Source organism: uncultured Neptuniibacter sp. (assembly GCF_947498015.1).
Taxonomy (GTDB): domain Bacteria; phylum Pseudomonadota; class Gammaproteobacteria; order Pseudomonadales; family Balneatricaceae; genus Neptuniibacter.
The window spans coordinates 127,139-149,056 of sequence record NZ_CANMIR010000003.1 but is presented as its reverse complement, the minus strand read 5'-3'; the positions used below and the strand labels follow the sequence as shown (position 1 = coordinate 149,056).

The 21,918-nt window shown below is 45.5% G+C and carries 24 protein-coding genes; 7 read left to right on the top strand and 17 right to left on the bottom strand.

Going from position 1 to position 21,918, the window contains the following annotated elements; all coding sequences use genetic code 11:
* Positions 1–4: 4 nt before the first annotated feature.
* The 11 genes from Q0882_RS04845 to Q0882_RS04795 all read right to left on the bottom strand — a co-directional run bounded on the left by Q0882_RS04845 (position 5) and on the right by Q0882_RS04795 (position 8,786).
* Positions 5–1,000: a DNA polymerase III subunit delta' gene (locus Q0882_RS04845; RefSeq protein ID WP_299178658.1), complete on the bottom strand. Its 996-nt coding sequence runs from the start codon at positions 998–1,000 to the stop codon at positions 5–7.
* Between the two features lie 2 nt (positions 1,001–1,002).
* Positions 1,003–1,638, bottom strand: coding sequence for a dTMP kinase (tmk, locus tag Q0882_RS04840; RefSeq protein WP_299178656.1), 636 nt, complete (start codon positions 1,636–1,638; stop codon positions 1,003–1,005).
* Between the two features lie 18 nt (positions 1,639–1,656).
* Complete coding sequence (gene mltG / locus Q0882_RS04835; RefSeq protein ID WP_299178654.1) at positions 1,657–2,682, bottom strand: endolytic transglycosylase MltG; 1,026 nt, start codon at positions 2,680–2,682, stop codon at positions 1,657–1,659.
* The gene (pabC, locus tag Q0882_RS04830) at positions 2,679–3,491 is read right to left on the bottom strand and encodes an aminodeoxychorismate lyase (protein WP_299178652.1); all 813 of its coding nucleotides are present in this window, start codon (positions 3,489–3,491) and stop codon (positions 2,679–2,681) included. The genes mltG and pabC overlap by 4 nt, the downstream gene beginning before the upstream one ends.
* 9 nt (positions 3,492–3,500) lie before the next feature.
* Entirely contained in the window at positions 3,501–4,739 is a 1,239-nt protein-coding gene (fabF, locus tag Q0882_RS04825; protein ID WP_299178650.1) for a beta-ketoacyl-ACP synthase II, read from the bottom strand.
* A gap of 108 nt (positions 4,740–4,847) precedes the next feature.
* A complete protein-coding gene (acpP, locus tag Q0882_RS04820) occupies positions 4,848–5,081 on the bottom strand; it encodes an acyl carrier protein (RefSeq protein ID WP_299178648.1) in 234 nt (77 codons plus the stop codon).
* A 163-nt stretch (positions 5,082–5,244) separates the two neighbouring features.
* Complete coding sequence (gene fabG / locus Q0882_RS04815) at positions 5,245–5,988, bottom strand: 3-oxoacyl-ACP reductase FabG (protein ID WP_297307905.1); 744 nt, start codon at positions 5,986–5,988, stop codon at positions 5,245–5,247.
* Between the two features lie 22 nt (positions 5,989–6,010).
* On the bottom strand, positions 6,011–6,943 hold the full coding sequence (fabD, locus tag Q0882_RS04810) for an ACP S-malonyltransferase (protein WP_299178646.1): 933 nt from the start codon (positions 6,941–6,943) through the stop codon (positions 6,011–6,013).
* Positions 6,944–7,042: 99 nt separating this feature from the next.
* Positions 7,043–8,059 carry a phosphate acyltransferase PlsX gene (gene plsX, locus Q0882_RS04805; protein WP_299178644.1) on the bottom strand — a complete coding sequence of 339 codons (1,017 nt, stop codon included), beginning with the start codon at positions 8,057–8,059 and terminating at the stop codon, positions 7,043–7,045.
* A gap of 2 nt (positions 8,060–8,061) precedes the next feature.
* Complete coding sequence (gene rpmF, locus Q0882_RS04800) at positions 8,062–8,244, bottom strand: 50S ribosomal protein L32 (RefSeq protein ID WP_299178642.1); 183 nt, start codon at positions 8,242–8,244, stop codon at positions 8,062–8,064.
* A gap of 23 nt (positions 8,245–8,267) precedes the next feature.
* Positions 8,268–8,786 (bottom strand): YceD family protein, encoded by a 519-nt coding sequence (locus Q0882_RS04795; protein WP_299178640.1) that lies wholly within the window; start codon positions 8,784–8,786, stop codon positions 8,268–8,270.
* Between the two features lie 111 nt (positions 8,787–8,897).
* On the opposite strand from Q0882_RS04795, the gene Q0882_RS04790 reads away from it, so the two are divergent.
* A complete protein-coding gene (locus Q0882_RS04790) occupies positions 8,898–9,476 on the top strand; it encodes a nucleoside triphosphate pyrophosphatase (RefSeq protein ID WP_299178638.1) in 579 nt (192 codons plus the stop codon).
* 40 nt (positions 9,477–9,516) lie between these two features.
* Here the strand turns inward: Q0882_RS04790 and sppA are convergent, their stop codons facing one another.
* Entirely contained in the window at positions 9,517–10,587 is a 1,071-nt protein-coding gene (sppA, locus tag Q0882_RS04785; protein WP_299178636.1) for a signal peptide peptidase SppA, read from the bottom strand.
* Between the two features lie 15 nt (positions 10,588–10,602).
* A complete protein-coding gene (locus tag Q0882_RS04780) occupies positions 10,603–11,262 on the bottom strand; it encodes an HAD-IA family hydrolase (RefSeq protein WP_299178634.1) in 660 nt (219 codons plus the stop codon).
* A gap of 161 nt (positions 11,263–11,423) precedes the next feature.
* On the opposite strand from Q0882_RS04780, the gene Q0882_RS04775 reads away from it, so the two are divergent.
* Complete coding sequence (locus Q0882_RS04775) at positions 11,424–11,849, top strand: Rrf2 family transcriptional regulator (protein ID WP_299178632.1); 426 nt, start codon at positions 11,424–11,426, stop codon at positions 11,847–11,849.
* Here the strand turns inward: Q0882_RS04775 and Q0882_RS04770 are convergent.
* Together Q0882_RS04770 and rraA are read right to left on the bottom strand one after the other, a co-directional pair.
* On the bottom strand, positions 11,846–12,250 hold the full coding sequence (locus Q0882_RS04770; RefSeq protein ID WP_299178630.1) for a hypothetical protein: 405 nt from the start codon (positions 12,248–12,250) through the stop codon (positions 11,846–11,848). The two genes, Q0882_RS04775 and Q0882_RS04770, sit on opposite strands and share 4 nt — an antisense overlap.
* A 419-nt stretch (positions 12,251–12,669) precedes the next feature.
* The gene (gene rraA, locus Q0882_RS04765) at positions 12,670–13,158 is read right to left on the bottom strand and encodes a ribonuclease E activity regulator RraA (RefSeq protein ID WP_299178628.1); all 489 of its coding nucleotides are present in this window, start codon (positions 13,156–13,158) and stop codon (positions 12,670–12,672) included.
* Positions 13,159–13,269: 111 nt separating this feature from the next.
* Between rraA and Q0882_RS04760 the strand changes: the two genes are divergently transcribed.
* Positions 13,270–13,890, top strand: a complete 621-nt coding sequence (locus tag Q0882_RS04760; RefSeq protein WP_299178626.1) for an SPOR domain-containing protein — start codon at positions 13,270–13,272, stop codon at positions 13,888–13,890.
* A gap of 12 nt (positions 13,891–13,902) precedes the next feature.
* Here Q0882_RS04760 and Q0882_RS04755 read toward each other — a convergent pair whose 3' ends face one another.
* Positions 13,903–16,980: an FAD-binding and (Fe-S)-binding domain-containing protein gene (locus Q0882_RS04755; protein WP_299178624.1), complete on the bottom strand. Its 3,078-nt coding sequence runs from the start codon at positions 16,978–16,980 to the stop codon at positions 13,903–13,905.
* A gap of 143 nt (positions 16,981–17,123) precedes the next feature.
* On the opposite strand from Q0882_RS04755, the gene Q0882_RS04750 reads away from it, so the two are divergent.
* The 4 genes from Q0882_RS04750 to rrtA all read left to right on the top strand — a co-directional run bounded on the left by Q0882_RS04750 (position 17,124) and on the right by rrtA (position 21,731).
* The gene (locus Q0882_RS04750; RefSeq protein WP_299178621.1) at positions 17,124–18,059 is read left to right on the top strand and encodes a LysR family transcriptional regulator; all 936 of its coding nucleotides are present in this window, start codon (positions 17,124–17,126) and stop codon (positions 18,057–18,059) included.
* 80 nt (positions 18,060–18,139) lie between these two features.
* Entirely contained in the window at positions 18,140–18,871 is a 732-nt protein-coding gene (locus Q0882_RS04745) for a helix-turn-helix transcriptional regulator (protein WP_299178619.1), read from the top strand.
* Between the two features lie 125 nt (positions 18,872–18,996).
* Positions 18,997–21,111, top strand: a complete 2,115-nt coding sequence (locus Q0882_RS04740; protein WP_299178617.1) for a VIT and VWA domain-containing protein — start codon at positions 18,997–18,999, stop codon at positions 21,109–21,111.
* Positions 21,112–21,125: 14 nt separating this feature from the next.
* On the top strand, positions 21,126–21,731 hold the full coding sequence (gene rrtA / locus Q0882_RS04735; RefSeq protein WP_299178615.1) for a rhombosortase: 606 nt from the start codon (positions 21,126–21,128) through the stop codon (positions 21,729–21,731).
* 38 nt (positions 21,732–21,769) lie between these two features.
* On the opposite strand, the gene Q0882_RS04730 is transcribed toward rrtA, so the two are convergent.
* A complete protein-coding gene (locus Q0882_RS04730) occupies positions 21,770–21,904 on the bottom strand; it encodes a hypothetical protein (RefSeq protein ID WP_299178613.1) in 135 nt (44 codons plus the stop codon).
* Between the last annotated feature and the right edge of the window lie 14 nt (positions 21,905–21,918).

Below are 21,918 nucleotides of genomic sequence, written 5' to 3'. Positions count from 1 at the left end.
CTCCTTATGAATAAAGTGCTGCCCACTCCAGCAAGATGCATTCTAGCAATAATTGCTTATTTGGGTTTTGCCTGAGCAAAATAGCTCTACGTTCCTCTTGAACTTTATCAGCTAATCCAAAGATTTTAACGGGGTTAGTTTTTTTAGCAACTGCATTAATCATATTACGTGCATCATCTTGACGAATTAGCTCTTCGCTTTGACATACTGCACCACGCGCGATGTCAGAGAGCAAGCTATATAACCAACCTAAAATGAGTTCCAGGTCCTGCTTCTGCCATGATTGAGCGACTTCGATAGGAGTGCGTCTTTGCTTAAGAATATCAGCCAACCCCCTGATCAGTTGGGCTCGATCATCATGCAGCCCTTTTTCTAAATAATTTAGTGCTTCTTTAGGGGCTCCACGATTGATATGGAGAACACTTTGGGCTTTATCTGAATCAATATCAGAGGCCGCCATCAACCACTCGATCGCCTGAGCCTCAGAAGGTGTATAACACTCAATATGCTGACATCGGCTTTTGATAGTGGGTAATACCTGCCCCATTTTGGAGGTGACAAGCAAGATGAGCGTATCTTTACCTGGCTCTTCCAGCATCTTCAGTAACGCATTAGCAGAAGCCACATTCATTGAATCGGCCGGCTCGACAATGACAACGCGGTAGCCGCCCTGTTGAGCGGTACTGTATATGAAATCACCCAACGCCCTGATCTGATCGACCTTGAGTTGCTTACCCTCCTCTTCCGGTTTCAACAGATAGAGATCCGGATGACTGCCGGCCGCATTGAGTTCACACCCTTTACATTGACCGCATGCCTGGGTTTCCTGTGGCGAGTGGCAAAGAAGATACTGAGCAAAACATTCGGCAAAATGTCCTTTGCCAATTCCAGTCATACCATGAATGAGCAATGCATGAGGCAAACGCTTGCCATCATGAAGCTTAGCCAGATGAGTAAGCCTTTCTATAAACCAGGGATAAGCAGATAGCATCTCAGCCATGTTCAATTATCCAGAAAATTATTAAGTACATTGGCAATCTGCTGCTGAACCTCATCCAGCCCTTTACCGGCATCGATAATGGCAAAACGCTCAGGTTCATTTTCAGCGCGTTGAAGGTATGCACTTCGAACATTTCTGAAGAAAGCTAGTTTCTCCTGCTCAAACCGATCTGGCACACTCCGTGCCGAAGCACGCTGCAACCCGACTTCAACATCAAGATCTAACAGCAGTGTCAAATCAGGTTGTAATCCATGCTGAACAAGCCTTTCAAGTGTTTGAATATTATCGTAGTCAACACCGCGACCACCGCCCTGATATGCAAAAGTTGCATCCGTAAATCGGTCACTGATAACCCAGCAGCCGCGCTCAAGTGCTGGCTTGATTACATTGGCAAGATGTTGAGCACGGGCTGCAAACATAAGTAGCAGTTCGGTATCCTGACTAACCTGCTCATCACGAGGCTTCAGAAGTAGATCTCTGAGCTCCTCAGCCAACGGTGTGCCACCTGGCTCTCGTGTAAGAACTATATCAACCCCTTTACTTTCCAGCAGATTGCACAGAAACTCGATATTAGTGGATTTTCCAACCCCTTCGGTCCCTTCTATAGTAATAAACCGGCCTGTTTCGTTTGTGTTCATATAAGCTCAGATACAGATTTATGGTGAAGAACGATAATCTTTTCGGCGTGATAGCTGGTAGCGTCGAACCGCATTGTTATGTTCTTTGAGTGTTTTTGAGAAGTAATGACTACCATCGCCTTTAGCAACAAAATAGAGAGCCTTACCCGGTGCAGGATTGAGAGCCGCAGAGATGGCCTCACGGCCGACCATGGCAATTGGGGTTGGAGGAAGAGCAGGTATCACATAGGTATTGTAAGGCGTCGCTTTGCGAAGGTCTGAACGGCGAATATTACCTTTGTAACTCTCTCCCATCCCGTATATGACGGTAGGATCTGTTTGCAGGCGCATCTTTTTATTAAGCCTTCTGACAAACACTCCGGCGATGATAGGACGCTCATCTGCTCGTGCTGTCTCTTTCTCAACGATAGAGGCCATGATCAAAGCTTCATAAGGTGTTTTATAGGGTAAGCTTTTATCCCTAACTTGCCACTGTTCATTTAGAATCCCCGCCATCAAACGATTCGCACGTTTCAGCAAAGCCATGGCTGAACTGTTTTTTTCATAGCTATAGGTTTCAGCCAGAAATAACCCTTCAGGATAATTTTCAGACACATTGAGTTGCTGAATGAGCTCTTGATCAGTTAATGAGCTAACGTCATCAACAAGCGTTTTACTAGCGGAGATATTAGCGATTAGATCTTTAAAAGTACTGCCTTCAACTATCGTGAACTGGTAATTGATTGAACGGCCCGATGTGATAATTTCCAGGAATTTTTTGGGTGTTATGCCAGCACTAAGCTGGTATTCACCGGCTTTAATTTTATTAGCAAGCTTTGAATGACGGCCGTAAAACTTCAGATAGGGGATGCTAACCCCACCAGAAATCAGTTTAACATCATTCAGTATCTCATTGTAATTACTGCCTTTTTTAACCAAAAAAACCATATCATTTTCAATTAAAAGTGGAGCTGACAAATAACGCTGGTAATCGTGCCAGAGCCAGGATGCAGCAATGCCTGTTAACGTTACCAGAATAAGAAAAGTTACAACGAGTTTCTTCAACTACTTATTTCCTTTTGTAATAGCCCCTGAAGGAGACGCGTATATTTTCCTATTGCGTATGTAGAAGCTTCGAATTGAATAACAGGCCAGATACCAATCAGGCTATTGCACACAAAAACTTCTTCAGCCAAATGAAGATCATCAAGGTTGTAACGCCCGATATCTACCTCAATCCCCTCTGCACGCAAAAGGGAGATCAGATGATCACGCATCACCCCCTGGATACCACAACGATCCAGATCAGGTGTGAAGATCTTATTTGAAGCTACCCAGAAGATATTACTCATCGTACCTTCAATTGGATACCCGTCTACATCAAGCATCACCCCCTCAGCGATGTCAGGGTCACTCCACTCCCCTCTTGCAAGTACCTGCTCAAGACGATTTAGGTGTTTTAACTGAGCTAGTTGAGGGTTAATCCCCAGAGGCTGGCTACACAATCTAAGGTTAATGCCAGTTAAACGATGCTGATCATTTCCTGCATATGAAGAAAGCGTGATGATCCGAGAAGGCTCGGAGCCAGACGAAGGGGCATACCCTCGAGGACCAACGCCCCGTGTTACTGTAATTTTTAGAACCTGATCACCCTTTAGGTCTAACCTATCAAGCTCAGCTGACACCAGATCCAGCGTTTCAGGAGGAAAGCGAAGCCTGTCAAGGCCTCTACCTAATCGCAGAATGTGCTGATTATAAAGATGGGGCGTACCATTTGTAACAAGAATAGTTTCAAATAGACCATCCCCGTAACATAGGCCTCTATCAGCTATATCGATAGAGTCTGCCTCGATTCCATTTACCCAACACTTCATCTGGGGCCTTTATATTTTCTTGAACAACAACGTTCCATTCGTACCACCAAATCCAAAAGAGTTAGATATAGCTGTATCTATACGACAACTTTGAGGGCTATGGGGAACATAATTGAGATCACAACCATCTGATGGGTTATCAAGATTTATCGTGGGTGGCGCTACCTGATCTCTCAGTGCAAGAACACAAAAGATCGCTTCCACTGCACCTGCAGCACCAAGCAGATGTCCTATCATCGACTTTGTTGAGCTCATGCGAACAACTTCTGCGGCTGAACCCAAAACCTTTTTGGTAGCGTTTGATTCAGCAACATCACCTGCAGGCGTGGAAGTCCCGTGCGCATTGATATAATGAATCTTATCTACGGGCAGATCTGCATCAGCTATCGCATTACTCATGGACAGGGCCGCACCCTCGCCACTTTCAGGCGGTGCAGTCATATGATAAGCGTCATCACTCATGCCAAAGCCAGCTAGCTCACAATAGATATGAGCCCCCCTTTTTTTTGCGTGCTCATACTCTTCCAGAACTAAGATGCCCGCGCCATCTCCCAGTACAAAACCATCACGATCCTTATCCCAGGGACGGCTTGCAGTTGTGGGATCATCATTACGTGTTGAAAGCGCCCGCGCTGCAGAAAAACCAGCAATACCCAGTGGGGTGGTCGCCATTTCAGCCCCCCCTGCCAGCATAACATCAGCGTCACCATATTGGATGCTTCTCATCGCATGACCAATATTATGTGTTCCAGTCGTACAGGCAGTCGTAATCGCAATATTGGGGCCTTTAAGACCATATTTGATTGCAAGGTTGCCACCAATCATATTGATGATACTACCAGGAACAAAGAAAGGAGAGACCCTACGCGGACCACTGGCTTCAAGAACCCCGACGTTTTTCTCGATCATCGGCAGGCCACCGATACCTGACCCTATTGCACAGCCGATGCGGGCTGCATTGCACTCAGTTACTTCAAACCCAGAGTCACTAATCGCCTGCATACCAGCCGCCATTCCATATTGAATGAAGAGATCCATCTTTCGTGCATCTTTCGGGCTCATGTACTCTGTCACATCAAAATTTTTGACCGAAGCTGAAAACTTTGTTGCAAAAGGCGCTGTATCAAAATGAGTTATCGGAGCTGCGCCACTTTTACCTGCCAATAGATGCTCCCAGGTTTCAGAAACAGTATTACCGATAGGAGTTAGCATGCCGATACCGGTAACTACAACACGCCTACGTGACATTTATTATCTCCATATAAAGCTATAACGTTCAATTCTTTGTGCTATAGACAAAGAAAAGCCGCGCTATCAGTGATAGAGCGGCTTGTCAGAAATACTTGCTTGTAACGATTACTGATTAGCGTTGATGTAATCGATAGCCAGCTGAACTGTAGTGATCTTCTCAGCTTCTTCGTCTGGAATCTCAGTTTCGAATTCTTCTTCCAGAGCCATTACCAGCTCAACTGTGTCCAAAGAATCTGCGCCCAGATCTTCAACAAAAGAAGCTTCCTGAGTCACTTCTTCTTCTTTAACACCTAGCTGTTCTGCGATGATCTTTTTTACGCGCTCTTCAATGCTGCTCATATCTCTTCCTATCTTCTTATTAACACCGCACATCATTTTGATATGCGGAAAGAAATTTTATTAGACCGCTTAATCTTTATCAAGCTTAAGCGGTTAGTTTGCTCTCTACCTGACGGCACATTATCAACAATTCGAAGAAAAAAACAATTCCTTCTATGGGTATTTAGCCCATATACATGCCACCGTTGACCTGAATCGACTCACCGGTCACGTAACCACCACCCTGGCTGGCTAAGAAACCAACAACTGCCGCAATCTCTTCCGGCTGACCCAAACGGTTCATAGGGATCTGTGATTTAAGTGCTTCTTTATGCTCATCTGCTAGGCCACTGGTCATATCTGTGTCGATAAAACCTGGTGCTACGCAGTTAACCGTAATATTACGGGAGCCTACTTCACGTGCCAGCGCACGCGTAAAACCTTCCATACCGGATTTAGCCGCAGCATAGTTTGCCTGGCCCGCATTACCCATAGAAGCAACTACAGAGCTCACGCTGATGATACGACCCCAGCGCGCCTTAGTCATACCACGCAGGCAACCTTTAACCAGACGATAAACAGAGTTCAGGTTAGTGTTGATTACCGAATCCCACTCATCATCCTTCATACGCATCAGGATGTTATCGCGTGTAATGCCAGCGTTGTTTACCAACACTTCCACTGTACCAAAATCAGACTGAACTGCTTTCAGTACGTCCGCAACAGAATCCGCATCTGAAACATCCAGTACCAGACCAGTACCTTTTATACCTGACTCTTCAAGATAAGCGCTGATTGATGCAGCACCATTTTCGCTGGTAGCTGTGCCAACGACAACAGCACCCTGCTTACCAAGCTCCTGAGCAATGGCTTTACCAATGCCTCGGGTTGCACCAGTGACCAGTGCGACTTTACCTTCAATACTCATTCCGATTTCCCTTGCTTAGCAATTACTGACCTAGCGCCTTTTCAAGGCCTGCCGCATCACCAATTGCTGCTACGCTCAGAGGTTTATGGACTTTCTTATTCAATCCAGACAGAACTTTGCCTGGTCCGCACTCTACGGTGCTTTCAATACCTTGTTCTACCATGCTCTGCACACTCTTAGTCCACAGAACAGGGCTGTATAACTGTGCTAGCAGGTTTTCTTTAAGCTCTTCAACCGAAGTAGGCACCGCTGCTGTAACGTTCTGAACAACTGGAATTTCCGGTAATGAAATCTCGATCTTAGCCAGCTCTTCAGCCATTTTTTCTGCTGCTGGCTTCATCAATGCACAGTGAGAAGGAACACTCACAGGTAGAGGGATAGCCCTCTTAGCACCAGCTGCCTTACAGTTTTCGATAGCACGATCTACCGCTTCTTTCTGACCAGCAATAACAATCTGGCCAGGACAGTTGTAATTAACTGGAGATACCACATCGCCCTGCTCTGCATCTTTACATGCCTGCTCGATGCCAGCGTCATCTAAGCCTAGAACTGCTGCCATCGCACCGGTACCAACTGGAACAGCCTGCTGCATAAACTCACCACGCAGCTTCACCAGCTTTACACCATCAGCGAAGCTGATAGCCCCAGCACAAACCAGTGCAGTATATTCACCTAAGCTATGACCGGCTACCAGCGCAGGTTTATTACCACCCTGCTCTTGCCATAGACGCCACAGTGCAACGCCAGCTGTTAACAGTGCAGGTTGTGTTTTATCGGTTTGATTTAGTTCAGTATCCGGGCCGTTCTGTACCAGCTCCCACAAATCATAACCAAGAACCTCAGATGCCTCAGCAAAGGTACTTTTAATTACTGGATGAGATTCAGAAAGCTCAGCAAGCATACCTACTTGTTGAGACCCTTGTCCTGGAAAGACAAATGCAAGAGTTTGCGACATGATTTCCTCAAATCGTAAATTTGAACAATGCCCGTTAATTAAGGCGATTGGCCCGTAGTTTACAACATTCGGAGGCAATTAAAACTGTAACACGAAGATTCAGGCCAGCTTATCTTCTATTTCTTTACAGATTAGGCGGGGGACATTCTGTTCAATCTCAGCAACAGCTTGATCTAGGGCGTAACCAAAGCAATTCTGATTAGCTGAACCATGACTTTTAATCACAATGCCCTGCAACCCCAAAAGGCTAGCACCATTGCGACGGGAAGGGTCCATCTGCTTTTTAAGATCACGTAAAACAGGCCTTGCCAGCATAGCCAGAGCTCGCCGATAGATCCCTTTCTGAAAGCTAGCCTGAAATTTATGGCTAATCATTCGAGCCAGACCTTCGCTGCTTTTGAGGGCGATGTTACCTACAAACCCATCACACACGACTACGTCAGCGGTGCCTGCATACAGATCATCACCTTCAACATAACCAATATAGTTCAATCCACCCTGTTCATCGATCAGACGTGAAGCGAGTTTAACCTGCTCATTACCCTTGACCTCCTCCTGACCAATATTGAGTAATCCAACCTTAGGACGAGGAATGTCATCGACTGCCGCAGCCATAACAGAACCCATAATTGCAAACTGCAGAAGGTGCTCTGCACTACAATCTACATTTGCGCCAAGGTCCAGCATATAACAATGGCCATTCACAGATGGAACTGATGAGATAATGGCAGGACGATCAATCCCAGGTAAAGTTCGCAGAATATAGCGCCCCAACACCATGAGTGCACCTGTATTCCCAGCACTAACGCACGCCTGAGCCTCCTGATCAGCGACCAGTTGTAGCGCTCTGAACATAGATGATTGCTTACCGTTACGAAGCGTCTGAGAGGGTTTCTCTGACATAGAGATCACATCAGGCGCATGGACAATATCGACACGACATGCGATTTCAGCTTGAAGGCAATTTAAATAAGGGGTGATAGATTCGGAATGACCAACCAGTTTGGCTGATAGGTGGGGAAAACGTTTTAGAGCATCAAGAGTTGCAGGAATTGTAACGCGGGGACCGAAGTCCCCGCCCATCACATCAACTGCAATGGTGTAGTATTCTGACAAGCTTATTCGTCATCCTGCTTGTTTACTACCTGCTTACCACGGTAGAAACCGTCAGCAGATACGTGGTGACGACGGTGAGTTTCACCGGTAGTTGCTTCTACAGACAGAGTCGGGTTACCCAGTGCATCGTGGGAGCGACGCATATCGCGACGGGAACGAGACTTCTTACTTTTCTGAACTGCCATGACTAAATAGCTCCTGGTTCTTTCTATTTGTTGCTGGCTTTTAACTTAGCCAACACACTAAATGGATTCGGTTTATCGGTGTCATCCGCCACTGCCTCGGCTTCGCCAAAAGAAGTTTTAACTGTGCAATCATCATGATAAGCATCATGAGGCAAGCTCAGTATCAACTCCTCTTCAATTACCGGCAGCAGTTCAATCTCTTCATCCTCTACAATCAGAGGATCATAACTACGAGGTAACTGTTTAGCAGCTTCCTCGCTGGCGACAACGCCAAGATTAAATTCTGCCTCGACGGCAACCTCAACAGGATCCAGACAACGTTGGCATGTCATGAAAACATGACCGCTGGCGCTGCCTGTAATTGTGCGGATACGCTGCTCATCAACCGCAAACTGAAGCTCAACATTAACGACACCCTTCTCGCCGACAATTGTCTGACAAAGATTTGGCATGCCGTTTAAGTCAGCTTCACCTGCAATTCGCACTTCCCGCTCAGCAAGTTTTCGCGGGTCTACTCTTTTAGGTAATGGACCGTTTGACATAAGCGCGCAATTCTAGGGCCCGAAGCCCGATCTGTCAAAGACTTTGGGGTTTATTTCCGCAATAAAAACGCTAATATTTGGGCCTTCCTAAATTCATGGCCAAAAAACAACATGAGAAAACTGATTTTAGCATCAAGTTCGCCTTTCCGTCGTCAAATTTTAGATAAGCTAAACGTTGATTATTCCTGCATATCTCCAGAGATTGACGAGAGTGCACATGAGTATGAGACCCCTGAAGCACTTGTTGCTCGGCTGGCAGAAGCTAAAGCACGAAAGATCGCGTCTGATGCCCATTCAGCTTTGGTTATCGGCTCTGATCAGGTCGCCGTACTTGGAGATGAGATACTGGGAAAGCCACATACACATGAAAACGCCGTGAAACAGCTACAGAAGCTGTCTGGACAAGCAGTAACATTTCTGACGGGACTCTCTCTGGTCAATTCAGATACAGGCCATGCTCAAACAGAAGTTGTTTCATTTAAAGTATTTTTCCGTGCCCTGACTGACACAGTGATTGAAAATTACCTGCTTACCGAACAGCCTTATAACTGCGCGGGGAGTTTTAAATCCGAAGCTTTAGGTATCGTTTTGTTTGAGAAATTGGAAGGCGAAGATCCAAACACATTGATCGGACTTCCGCTCATTCGCCTGGTCAGGCTGCTTGAGAATGAAGGCTACAGGGTGCTGTAACCTTCGACACAAAAAAGGAGGGTTCCCCCTCCTTTTTGGGTTACTTCAACTGCAAGCCATTATTGATCCCTAACTGCGTTGCAAGACCTTTTGCAAAGCTCACACCCAGCTCATCTACCAGTTGTTGCCATGGCGGTTGCTTAGGTGAGTAATCGACCAGTTTATCAACCTTAACAATCTCCCTCGCGACATAGCTTGTGCTTCCAAGCCCATCTATCAGGCCGATCTCTAATGCCTGCTCACCTGTCCAGACCAAACCAGTAAAAAGCTTAGGCTCATCTTTCAAGCGATCACCTCGCCCTTTTTTAACCTGATCAATGAACTGCTTATGGGTAGTATCGAGAACGCTTTGCCAAAACTGCTCTTCACCCGTATTACTTGGCGAAAATGGATCAAGGAACGCTTTATGATCACCGGCTGTATAGAGACGGCGCTCAACGCCTACTTTTTCCATTAGATCAACAAAGCCAAAACCACCAGCGACAACGCCGATAGAACCCACCAGACTCGCTTTATCCGCATAGATCTGGTCGGCAGCTGCAGCAATATAATATGCCCCTGAAGCACCGATATCGCTGATCACGGCGTAGAGAGGTTTGTCAGAGTATACCTCCCTCAGACGCTTAATCTCATCATAGATATAACCTGATTGCACCGGGCTACCACCGGGACTATTTATTCTAAGAATGACCGCCTTAGCCTGACTGTTTTCAAAAGCCTCCCGAAGCGCCCAAATTATATTATCTGCACTCGAATCATCATCTGCACTTATAGGCCCTTTGACCTCAATAACCGCAGTATGTAGCTCTTGAGAGACCTCTTTTGTTAGCTCCTGCCCATTGAAAAAAATTGCCAGAAGCGCAAACAGATACCCAAAAGTCAGTAATTTGAAAAAGATCCCCCAGCGCCGCGCCCTTCGCTGCTCAACAAACAAGCCATTGAGCGTCTTTTCAATCAGTTTCCACTCTTTTTTGCTGGCGTTATCCTGTTTTGCATTGGATACCGCCCGGTCAAGCTTTGAATGGCTATCGGCAGAGGAGCTGTCAGATCCTTTTACCTTATCTGATGACTGGCCATTATTTTCTGATTCATTCCATGGATTATCAGACACAAATCCCTCCTTTCATCAGGCAAAAACGCTCTGGTTATCCAGCCACTTTTCAAGCTCAGGGAAATTATGAACTTCAAGTACCGGGTTATACCCTTTTAATCGATCGAGGTGATGGGCACCATAACTGACAGCGATAACATCCATCCCTGCCCTTTTTCCCATATCAAGATCGTACTCAGTATCACCTATCATCAATGCTTCAGCAGGAGACACGCCCGTTTCAGCAAGAATCTCCTCAAGCATATGCGGATCAGGCTTTGAGGTCGTTTCATCGGCGCAACGGGACGTTTCAAATACAAAACCCAAACCGGTATCTGCAAATGCTCTGCCTAGCCCTCTTCGACTTTTGCCCGTAGCAACGGCCATACGCATCCCTTTAGCATGCATGCTTTCAAGTGAGCTTCGGGCACCGGGAAATAAAGGTGTAGGTGTAGAATCTTCACCTAAATAATAGTGACCATAGCGTTCACGCATCTGGGTTATACCCTGATCTGTGACACCCGGGATGAGAATCCGTATCGCCTCTGGCAACCCTAAACCGATAATATTACGTACCTCATCATCGGTAGGCACATAGAAATCACAATCACGCGCTGCGGCCTGCATACTAGAAACAATCCGTGATGCTGAATCTATGATGGTTCCGTCCCAATCAAATATAAGTAACTTGTACACACTGGTTCCTTCTGAAAACCGTTGTCAGGAATACATCTATATAGGGGAGCTTGCTGAAACTTCAAGCAAAGCAGCCAACATAAGCATAAATTAATACACCTCTTGCCCTGAATACTAACAATAACGTATATTTTAAAAACATCTTTTATAAGTGTAGGCCTATGCAACTTAGCCGATTTACTGATTACACCCTTCGTGTACTTTTCTACGTAGCAACAAATGATGACCGCCTGGTTACCCTTTCGGAGATAGCCGGTTGCTACGAAATATCTGTAGAGCACCTGAGAAAGGTTGTACATGCGCTTTCTAAAGCCGGTCATCTGGAAACATTTCGCGGTAAAAATGGTGGCATCAGGCTCGCAAAAGCGCCACGCGATATAAACATTGCCCAGATTGTAGGTGAGGCGGAGGGCTATCATCCATTAATCAATTGTGGTGAACAGATGTGCCGTTTGACAGGGTTTTGCTCATTACAAAATATTCTGGGAGAAGCCCAGAAAGCATTTATGCAGGTACTGGAGCAATACACCCTTGAAGATATGCTCCGAAACCCTAAAATGGCTGAAAGTTTAATACAGAGCTGTTAAAGCTCTCCTTTTAACCGCGATAACAGCTCTGAATCACCGTATTTTTCCTCCAGAAGAGGAAACATTTCACGCTCTTCAAATCTCACGTGTGTTTTAAGCAACTCAGCAAATTCGATTGGCTGGACATTATCTTCATCTCGAAGCATCGACAGCATCAACTTGTGGTCTGACAACAGACGTTCAGACAGATCTGCTGAGATCTCTTTCAACAACGGCAGCAATGTTTGCTCTTCTGTTTCAAAATGGGGTGTTAACTCACGTAACAACACCTCTCTTTTTGCATACCAATAGTTTCGGATCTCAACTTCAGCTTCCTCTGCGAGATCGTTAATCCTTTTTGCTGTAACCAGTGCTTTATGATGGTCTTTACTTAACGGAATCAGCGCTTCTGTTCTTTTCATTACCAACCTCGTGCTTTGTCTTTTCATTTTTTGCAGTGGTTTTAAGTCCCGAGGTTTTGTGCACTCTATTAACCGCAGTACCTGTAACTTCCATCCAGTTCCGATGCTGCTCTTTAGTATTATTCATCTCCGGCACCACTATAATGTATTTAATGCACATTATATAAACATAAAGATATATTTCAAATACATTTAATGATCTGCCTTAGGAACATCAGTGCAGCAACAGAGTTTGTTACTTCCTCTGCAGTGCCGATGATGGCTGCGGTTAATTATTGGAATGCTGGGCATGTATCCAATCCAAAGCAACGTTCAAAGGTAGCTAGATGTTTTCAGGGGGTATCACGGGAATAATCATTGATAAAAAATAAAGCCCGTATAGACGGGCTTTAGATCTGTATTGAATATGAAACTGAATCTTATTCAGTCACTTCAAGCTTTTCCGGAGATATTAATACTCCATTATTGTCTGCATAAACATATTGCCCCGGTTTGAATGTCACACCGCCAAAAGTGACATCGACATTAAGCTCACCCAAGCCCTTTTTCTCTGTTTTCATTGGATGACAACCCAGCGCTTGCACGCCGATATCCAGATCACCAATCGCATTCACATCACGAATACAACCGTAGATGATGATCCCTTCCCAGCCGTTCTTAGTCGCTTTTTCTGCAAGCATATCTCCAAGCATGGCACGACGCATAGAACCACCACCATCTACCACCAGCACTTTGCCTTTGCCAGGCAGTGCAACTTGTTCACGCACCAGGGAGTTATCTTCAAACGCTTTAAGGGTCACTATCTCACCACCAAAACGTTCACTACCACCAAAATTACCAAACATTGGCTCTACAACCTGAACTAGTTCAGGAAACTGATCACACAGCTCCGGTAGAAGATCTTCCACATTTAACTCCTTAAAAAATTTGCACCTTTAGCTAGTCGATGCTCTTATTAAATCATGCCGTATATTCGCCGATAAATTGTGCAATTGCACTACAACTTATGCAGGAATATCGTGACTGTTAGCTGTGATTGGAAATTTAGTGTAGCTATCCTCTGTCTATTAGGAGCTGTCCTACCGGGCTGCAGCAGAACTGTACCTGTCGATAATCGCCATAATAACGATAATGTTCTGACCCAAGCCAAAGATCATACAGAGGATGTATTGTCTCCTTCAGAATTAAGGGAACGCAGGCTGGCTCTTAAAAAAACACGTGAATCACAACTAGCTGCCCTCTACGCTGCACATGGGCATCAGACAAATACTGCACCACAGGATATACCAACCTCGCCATACAGAGAAAAACGAGTCACTCCTAAAGCAATTGCTGCTCCGAGTAAAAAGGGAGAGCCTACACCAGAAAAAGCTCTTTCGGTCGATGCAGGATACACCATTCAGCTAGGGGTGTTCAGAAGTCACAATAACCTTAAAAGCGCTCTTGAAAGGTTCCCCCTGAAGGCCCCCCTATATACATTTAATTACACTGCCGATCTAACCGCCTACGCAGCAGGTAACTTTAGCAGTAGAGAAGACGCTCAGAACTATACCAAGATGCTCATTGAAAATGGCATCCATGAGTTTCATATCCGGCGTTTACCCAAACATTCTTCAGCATATAAAAAAACGCAGCCTTAAAGCTGCGTTTTTTTATCGCCATTTATGCTCTGTTAAGAGCGTTAGGAGCATCTGAATTGGATGTGGAATCTGCTTCTGATCCATTCGCTTCACCTGACTACGACAAGAGTAGCCGCTGGCAACCAACTTATCACTGTTTTCAGGCGCATTAACCACTTCAGACCAGCTCAATTGGTAAATATTGCGAGATGTTTCGAAGTTCTGCGTCTCGTGACCATAGGTACCGGACATACCACAGCAACCCACAGCCACAATCTCCAATTTCTGCCCCATCGCCCCGTAGATCTGTTGCCATAGTTTGATACTTGGCGCGGCGTTAGTTTTCTCAGTACAGTGTGCTAACAGCTTAAAATCACCGGCTGGTAAACTGCGGTTGTTGAAGGTAGACAACTTATCCGTTTGCTTAGATAACCATTCCTGTATTAGCTGCACCTGTGGCAAGTTCTTTTCCGGTATGACATAGCCATACTCCTGCCTGTAAGTCAGAGTCATGGAGGGGTCAATACCGATCAAATCGATACCTGTCTCACTTAACTCTTTCAACATTAATGAATTATCACATGCCGCCTTCTCAAATGCCTTCATAAAGCCATGTACATGTAGTGGCTTACCATTCGGCTTAAACGGTGCCATCAGCACATAAAAACCCAAACCGGTTAGCAGATCGACAAGATCTAACACCAACTGAGTTTCAAAATAACTTGTAAACGCATCCTGTACGATGATCACAGCATTCTGCCGATCTTCATCGTTCATCGCTTTGATTAATGCTGGTGTGGCGAACTCAACACCACGCGCTTTCATTCCTGATATAAGTGAATTTGTGCAGATAGTCGGACTATCAACCATTCCTACATGTTTACGAAAGATGCTTTTGATCGCCGAATTCTTCATCGCCCAGTTATAGGGTGCAGGGAACTTAGAAAGCCATGGAATCATATATTCTAAGGAACCGACCATATAATCCTTTGCAGGACGCAGGTAGCGACCGTAATACACCTCTAGGAAGCGGGCTCTGAAATCTGGCACATTGACTTTAATCGGACACTGACCCACACAGGATTTACATGCCAGGCACGCCATCATTGACTCATGGACTTCGTGCGAGAAATCGTATTGCTCTTCCTTGTTTCGTGCCAGGGTATTTTTGATTCTGCCCGGTAGTGATCCAATAAAAGAACGACGTTTAACCTTATCTGCCTCTTCAACCAGATCAGTTCCCTGCTTATCCATCAATCGCAGCCATTCCCGGATCAGTGATGAACGCCCCTTTGGAGAGTTAATCCGCTGCCGCGTTCCTTTCCAGGATGGGCACATCGCATCATTGGGATCATAGTTGAAACAGGCACCATTCCCGTTGCAGAACATCGCTTCATTATACTCTTCCCGCACCTTAGGGCTGATCTGTCGATCGTACTGACCACGTGTGGGGACTGCGTCAATTTTGAGAAGCTCTGCCCCTTCGATAGCCGGTGACGCTATTTTGCCGGGGTTCATCTGGTTGCGCGGGTCAAATCCAGCCTTAATCCGTTGCAATTCAGGGTAAAGCTCACCAAAAAATTCAGGAGCATATTCAGAACGAACCCCTTTACCATGCTCACCCCATAACAGTCCTTTGTATTTAACTGTCAAAGCGACGACCTTATCGGTCACTTCTCTGATAAGAGACTCCTGTTGAGGATCCTTCATATCAATAGCGGGTCGAACGTGCAGCACCCCTGCATCAACATGGCCAAACATGCCGTAAGCCAGATTGCGTTGATCGAGAACTGCTCGAAACTCCATGATGAAATCAGCGAGATTTTCAGGTGGAACAGCCGTATCTTCAACAAAAGGTATCGGGCGCTCCTCACCCTGAGCATTGCCGAGCAAACCGACAGCTTTTTTCCGCATCGCCCAGACCTTACCAATCTCACCAGCACCGTAGACCACCGAAAAACCAAAGCTTTTTCCCGATTGTCCCGCTACGGCGTGAAGATGTGCTTCTAAGTTTGCTACATCTGCGCGCAAAGCCTCTTCATCATCTGAGGTATACTCAACAAGATTGATTCCCTGAATCTCTGGCTCACCTTCATCCTGTGGGAAATACTGGCTGACTGTGTCCCAAATAATATCGCCCATGGCGAGGTTCAGGACCTTAGAATCGATGGTTTCAATTGACGTGGGATTCCATTTCATGAGTGCCGTTGCATCACGCAAAGAGGATTCGAAGCTGTCATATTTGATATTAACCAGCGCTGCGAATTTAGGAATCGGTAGGACATTCAGTTTTGCTTCAGCAATAAATGCCAATGACCCTTCACCACCGCAAAGCACCGAATTCAGATTAAAGCGCCCCAGATCATCACGAATATGAGCCAGATCGTATCCGGTCAGACAACGGTTTAACTTTGGAAATTTCTCATCAATCAGAGATCGCTTATCCGTAAAAACCTGATCCACTAACCGATGAATTTCTCCAATTCTGTCTTCTCGTTGTTTCACTAACTCAAGTTCATCATCAGCTAATGACTTAGAGGTCCAGCATTCACCCCCGATGAGGACCGAATTAAGTTCTAATACATGATCGCGGGTCTTCCCGTACATCACCGAGCCCTGACCGCTGGCATCGGTATTGATCATGCCACCCACGGTTGCACGGTTACTTGTCGAAAGCTCAGGAGCAAAGAATAAACCGTAGGGCTTAAGTGCGCGGTTGAGCTGATCTTTAACAACACCAGTTTGAACCCGAACCCAACGCTCTTCCGCATTGATCTCAAGTACCTGATTCATATGTTTCGACAGATCAACGATCAGCCCATCAGTCAAAGACTGGCCATTGGTACCTGTTCCACCGCCTCGTGCACTCATCTTAACGTCAGAGAAACGCGCCTCATCTGCCAGCTCGGCAATCAATATCAGATCGTCAGTACTTTTCGGGTAGATAACCCCCTGGGGTAACATCTGATAGATACTGTTATCAGTCGACAGTACGATTCGATTGGCATAATCGGGGTTAAGATCACCTTTGAAGCCAGCGCTTTTCAACGCCTCAATAAACTCCAAATAGATTGTTTCTGTAGTCTCGACCTGGGAAAGACGAGGAATCATATAACTTACCTCTATCTAAACGTAAGTTGGACCCTGCAGATGGATCGCAAGCGTTTAGTTCATAAATTGCTAGGATGCGCGCTATGATGCAGAATTACCATTAATCATTCAAACGATAAAATTTAATCAATTAATTGATAAATATGAATAATGTATCCGTACGCCATCTACGTGCATTTATTGAAGTCGCCAGTTGCGGTAGTTTCACCAAAGCCGCACATAATCTTCACCTGACTCAATCGACGCTAACCGCCACGATCAAGCAACTGGAGGAACAAGCTGGGTTGAAGTTACTGGATCGTACAACCCGCAGCGTTCTACTAACAGGCGAAGGAACAGGGTTCCTGCCGGTTGCAGAAAAATTGATCTCTGATTTTGATACTGCTTTTAGTGATCTTCAGGCTGTTGCCACTCATCAAAGGGGAAAGATCGGTATCGCAGCCTCGCCTTCAATGATTGGTCGCGTTCTGCCTGACATTATAAAAAATTACCATCAGCAATATCCTAAAATTGGTATATATCTGCGAGATGATAATGCCAGCGGTATTGAACAGCGCGTTCTGGATAACGATGTTGATTTTGGTATTGGCGGAAACCATTCAGCGCAATCAGAGCTTAATTACAAACCCGTCTTGAATGACCTATACGGTGTCGTATTGCCACATAACCACCCGCTTCGGAAACAAAATATTATTGAATGGAAAGATATCTGCGAACTCCCACAGGTACACCTCACATCCGATTCAGGCACCCGATCACAACTTCTCAAACTGGTTGAAAGTGAGTACCTCAATCTGAATTTACAGGGCAGCATCATTGAGGTATCAACACCAGCCGGACTGGCAGAGATGGTTCATGCTGGGATTGGTATCTCCCTGTTACCCGCCCTTGCTGCCAGTACGCGTGCTTTTCAACATCTGGTATTTATTCCATTGAAATCGCCAACATTAAACCGGGAAATCTGTATTATCACTCGAAAAGGCCGCGCGCTCAGTCCCGCTGCAGAATCTCTTTTATCCATGATTGAGCAACAATTTAAACGGGCGAATCTGCCTTGCCATGTTGAAAGAATCAATTAGTACTTGCAGTGCTGACAACTGATGACGCAAAGCACATTAATTATATATAGTATTTTTATGGCAATGTTTAAGGAGATGATATGGCACAGGTAGGCCCATTGATTGAGACGCTTAAGCGCCAGCTCAAAGCACAAGGTAAAACATATGTCGATGTTGCTAAAGCACTCGACTTAAGCGAAGCCTCCGTTAAGCGACTCTTTGCTGAGAGGAATTTTACCCTACAGCGCTTAGAGATAATCTGTGACATGCTCGATATTGAACTATCAGAACTCGTCCAAAAAATGAGTGCTGATCAGCAGCAGCTGACTCAACTGACCAGAGATCAGGAGAGAGAGATTGCAGAAGATCTGATCTTGCTGCTTATAACCGTCAGCGTAATCAGTGGCATGTCCTACTCAGATATACTGAATGCATACGATATCGCTGAGACTGAATGTATTCAGAAGCTAGCTAAGTTAGATCGTCTGAAAATTATTGACCTACTGCCTAACAACCGTGTCAAATTGCTCATAGCACCCAATTTCCACTGGCTCCCCAACGGACCGATTCAGCAATTCTTCCAACAAAAAGTTGAACAGGATTTTTTCAGTTCCCGATTCGATAAAGCCAATGAAAAACTGATTGTGACCAATGCCATTCTGACTGACAGTTCTAATGCCCGCCTTCAGAAGAAGATGGAACGTCTAGCAACTGAGTTCAATGAGTTGATGAAGGAGGATCACGCAGCACCTAACGGTGAAAAACATGGGACCACCATGGTGCTCGCTATACGTCAGTGGCAATACTCTCTGTTCAAGAAGATCATGAAATGATTTAGTTTAATTCGTATCAATAACTGATACCTGAGGATCAATACCGCTGAACTTATCCTGAATAAGTACTTATTTCTAACGTCTCAACAGATGCTTGCTCTCGTTGTTAAAACGAGGACACAGCAATGAATATCATCTCAAAAAATCGGTTTTACAGCCTTCTTGCTCTTATCGGCCTGAGCACCATTCTGATCACATCTACCAGTGAAGCGGCCGGCCTGCTTAAACCGCAAAATAGCGCCTATAGTGCGCTGACTATCAAAGAACACCATGTCAATGTTGTGATCGAAGATATGTACGCAACCACGACAGTAGAACAGATATTTTCAAATCCTAATTCAACAGACCTAGAGGCGATCTACTCCTTTCCAGTACCCGAAAAAGCAGTTGTAGGTGAGTTTAGCTACTGGATAGATGGAGTTCCGGTTACAGGTGAAGTTGTAGAAAAACAGCAAGCACGTCAGATATATGAATCTGAGAAACAGCAGGGTCGTGAAGCAGCCATAGTCGAAAAGGATCAATACAAAACGTTCGATATCTCAGTATTTCCAGTCAAAGCCCAGCAAGATGTCAGAGTCAAACTGGTATATCTACAGAATACACAAACGGATACCGGGATAGGGCGCTATGTTTACCCGCTTGAGGACGGCGGTGTCGATGAAGCGAAGCTGAGCTTCTGGCAGAGAGATGAAATTGTCGATGACCTATTCACATTCAATGTAAAATTGAGAACCAGCTACCCACTTGATGGTCTGAGATTACCCAAACACCCAAACGCCCTCATTCACCAATTGAATGATCACAGCTGGAGTGTAAATCTGAATAAAGGCCAATCAAACCAGATTGATGAAGATACCCTCCACACTCCATCACCAGCGATAAACACCCATGCCGCCACCCTGGATCAGGATATTGTGCTTTATTGGCGGCATCAGCAAGACCTCCCTGCCAGTGTTGATATGATTACGTATAAGCAGGCAGATAGCTCAAAAGGCACCTATAAACTCACACTCACCCCGGGTAGTGATCTTCCTGAGATGCAACAGGGGAAAGACTGGATATTTGTGTTGGATATCTCCGGTTCTATGCAAGGTAAGTTTTCTGCGCTGACTGAAGGTGTTAGACAAGGTTTAGAACAGTTATCAACTCAGGACAGGTTCCGCGTAGTGCTATTTAACAATCGCGCACATCCGATAACTAAGGGCCTGCTTCCGGCCACCAAAAATGAAATCAACAAGACCATTCAACAGATACAGCAAATACAACCAAGTCATGGAACTAACCTGTACGCTGGATTAGATACCGCAGTTTCACAACTGGATAGCGATCGAACTACTGCCCTTATTCTAGTCACGGACGGTGTAGCCAATGTCGGTCATACTCAAAAAGAGCAGTTTCTGAATCTTCTTAACAACAAGGATGTCAGGCTATTCACTTTTATCATGGGAAACAGTGCCAATCGACCTCTGCTCGAAGAGATGGTGCGTGTATCACACGGTTTCGCTACTTCAGTCTCTAACTCAGACGACATTATCGGACAACTGATGCTGACTAAAGAGAAAATGAATCATGCCGCGCTACGTGACATCAATGTCGAAATTAAGGGAGTTCGTAATAGAGAGATGGTCTCTCCTCGCCTTGCAAATACACTCTATCATGGCCAGCAATTAACTCTGTTTGGACATTACTATGAGCCAGGAGACGCCGAGATAACCTTAACGGGTTATATCAACGGCCAGAAGAAAACATACAGCAGTCGGATAGAGTTCCCAGACCATGCCTCCCTGCATCCTGAACTTGAGCGCCTCTGGGCATTCGCCACCATCGAAAAGTTGAAAGCAGAAAATGAATACCTTGGTAGCGACAATGATACTCAGCAGGCCATTCTCGATACGGCCATAGAATATGGATTGGTCACAGATTACACCTCTATGGTTGTTGTTCGTGAAGAGGTTTTTAAGGCATTAAATATCGATCGTAACAATCAAAAGCGCATAGAAAGAGAATCTGTAGCACGTCAAACCCGCGAGAAAACTCAGATCAGCGCTCAACAACATCGTGCTGATTCAAAACAGCCTATGTTTCCACAAAAGAGCACTAACGGGCCTGTTAAACCACAACCTCGAGCCACGATCACCCCCTCTCGTTCAGGCTCAGGTAGCGGAGCCGTTTCCCCCTGGCTAGTATTCGCAATCGCTATATCGATTGCTTTTGTACAGCTCCGCCGAGTTAGGCTCTAGATTCAGGTAGCACTGTGAAAAATAAATGCTCAGCACCCTCCCCTCATCACTTGAGGGGAGGTTATGTGATCACCTTGAGTATCAGTATTGTTGCACTGTTTATTGGCTGGGTTAATCAATTCTGGCCAGTGATCGACTGGCTCTGTTTTGACTACCAAGCCATTCGGGAACAGGGTGAATACTGGAGATTGATAACCGCTCATCTGGTGCATAGCTCTACAGATCATCTGTTCTGGGATCTTCTGGTGTTTGTATTCTGTGGTTATTATCTGGAACAGCGGCAGGTCAGGCTCTATGTCCTCACCCTGATTGTCAGTTTCATCAATCTTAATCTGTACCTGCTATCCCCATTGGCATCAGTTCTACAGTACAGTGGTTTGTCCGGAATTTTATATGCAGTTATGACAGTGGCTGCCATCGAATGGCTCAACACTCAAAAAGGGATGAGCGGATGGCTCCCAATCCTGTTGATCATATTCAAAACAATAATGGAACTGACACAGGCGCAATCAGTTTTTGTCACTGAGGGGTGGGCTCTTGATTGTCGCTCCCATCTGGCTGGAGCGATATCGGGTCTGCTCGTTATTCTATCTGTTCGAGTAACAGCATGGCGCATGTAGATTGAAGCAGCAATCAGCTGCTTCATTGCAGGTGACTCTTATGAACAGGAGCCACAGCAGACTGTTGGACGCTCTTTGTCTGACTCTTTTGATGGTTCCACCTGCTGAACCTCAGTCTCCGTAGCAGAACCCTGTTTCCTATCTTCCTGCTGGTTACTTTTATCTTCGCTCATTATCTTTACCTGAT

Excerpts from the sequence above, each read along its gene's own strand:
- Q0882_RS04730 (WP_299178613.1), bottom strand. The coding sequence starts at position 21,904 with ATGAGCGAAGATAAAAGTAACCAGCAGGAAGATAGGAAACAGGGTTCT.
- pabC (WP_299178652.1), bottom strand. The coding sequence starts at position 3,491 with ATGAAGTGTTGGGTAAATGGAATCGAGGCAGACTCTATCGATATAGCT.
- Q0882_RS04845 (WP_299178658.1), bottom strand. The coding sequence starts at position 1,000 with ATGGCTGAGATGCTATCTGCTTATCCCTGGTTTATAGAAAGGCTTACT.
- fabF (WP_299178650.1), bottom strand. The coding sequence starts at position 4,739 with ATGTCACGTAGGCGTGTTGTAGTTACCGGTATCGGCATGCTAACTCCT.
- Q0882_RS04775 (WP_299178632.1), top strand. The coding sequence starts at position 11,424 with ATGCAACTTAGCCGATTTACTGATTACACCCTTCGTGTACTTTTCTAC.
- fabG (WP_297307905.1), bottom strand. The coding sequence starts at position 5,988 with ATGAGTATTGAAGGTAAAGTCGCACTGGTCACTGGTGCAACCCGAGGC.
- tmk (WP_299178656.1), bottom strand. The coding sequence starts at position 1,638 with ATGAACACAAACGAAACAGGCCGGTTTATTACTATAGAAGGGACCGAA.
- Q0882_RS04740 (WP_299178617.1), top strand. The coding sequence starts at position 18,997 with ATGAATATCATCTCAAAAAATCGGTTTTACAGCCTTCTTGCTCTTATC.
- Q0882_RS04795 (WP_299178640.1), bottom strand. The coding sequence starts at position 8,786 with ATGTCAAACGGTCCATTACCTAAAAGAGTAGACCCGCGAAAACTTGCT.
- fabD (WP_299178646.1), bottom strand. The coding sequence starts at position 6,943 with ATGTCGCAAACTCTTGCATTTGTCTTTCCAGGACAAGGGTCTCAACAA.
- Q0882_RS04755 (WP_299178624.1), bottom strand. The coding sequence starts at position 16,980 with ATGATTCCTCGTCTTTCCCAGGTCGAGACTACAGAAACAATCTATTTG.
- Q0882_RS04770 (WP_299178630.1), bottom strand. The coding sequence starts at position 12,250 with ATGAAAAGAACAGAAGCGCTGATTCCGTTAAGTAAAGACCATCATAAA.
- Q0882_RS04790 (WP_299178638.1), top strand. The coding sequence starts at position 8,898 with ATGAGAAAACTGATTTTAGCATCAAGTTCGCCTTTCCGTCGTCAAATT.
- rpmF (WP_299178642.1), bottom strand. The coding sequence starts at position 8,244 with ATGGCAGTTCAGAAAAGTAAGAAGTCTCGTTCCCGTCGCGATATGCGT.
- Q0882_RS04750 (WP_299178621.1), top strand. The coding sequence starts at position 17,124 with ATGAATAATGTATCCGTACGCCATCTACGTGCATTTATTGAAGTCGCC.
- Q0882_RS04745 (WP_299178619.1), top strand. The coding sequence starts at position 18,140 with ATGGCACAGGTAGGCCCATTGATTGAGACGCTTAAGCGCCAGCTCAAA.
- acpP (WP_299178648.1), bottom strand. The coding sequence starts at position 5,081 with ATGAGCAGCATTGAAGAGCGCGTAAAAAAGATCATCGCAGAACAGCTA.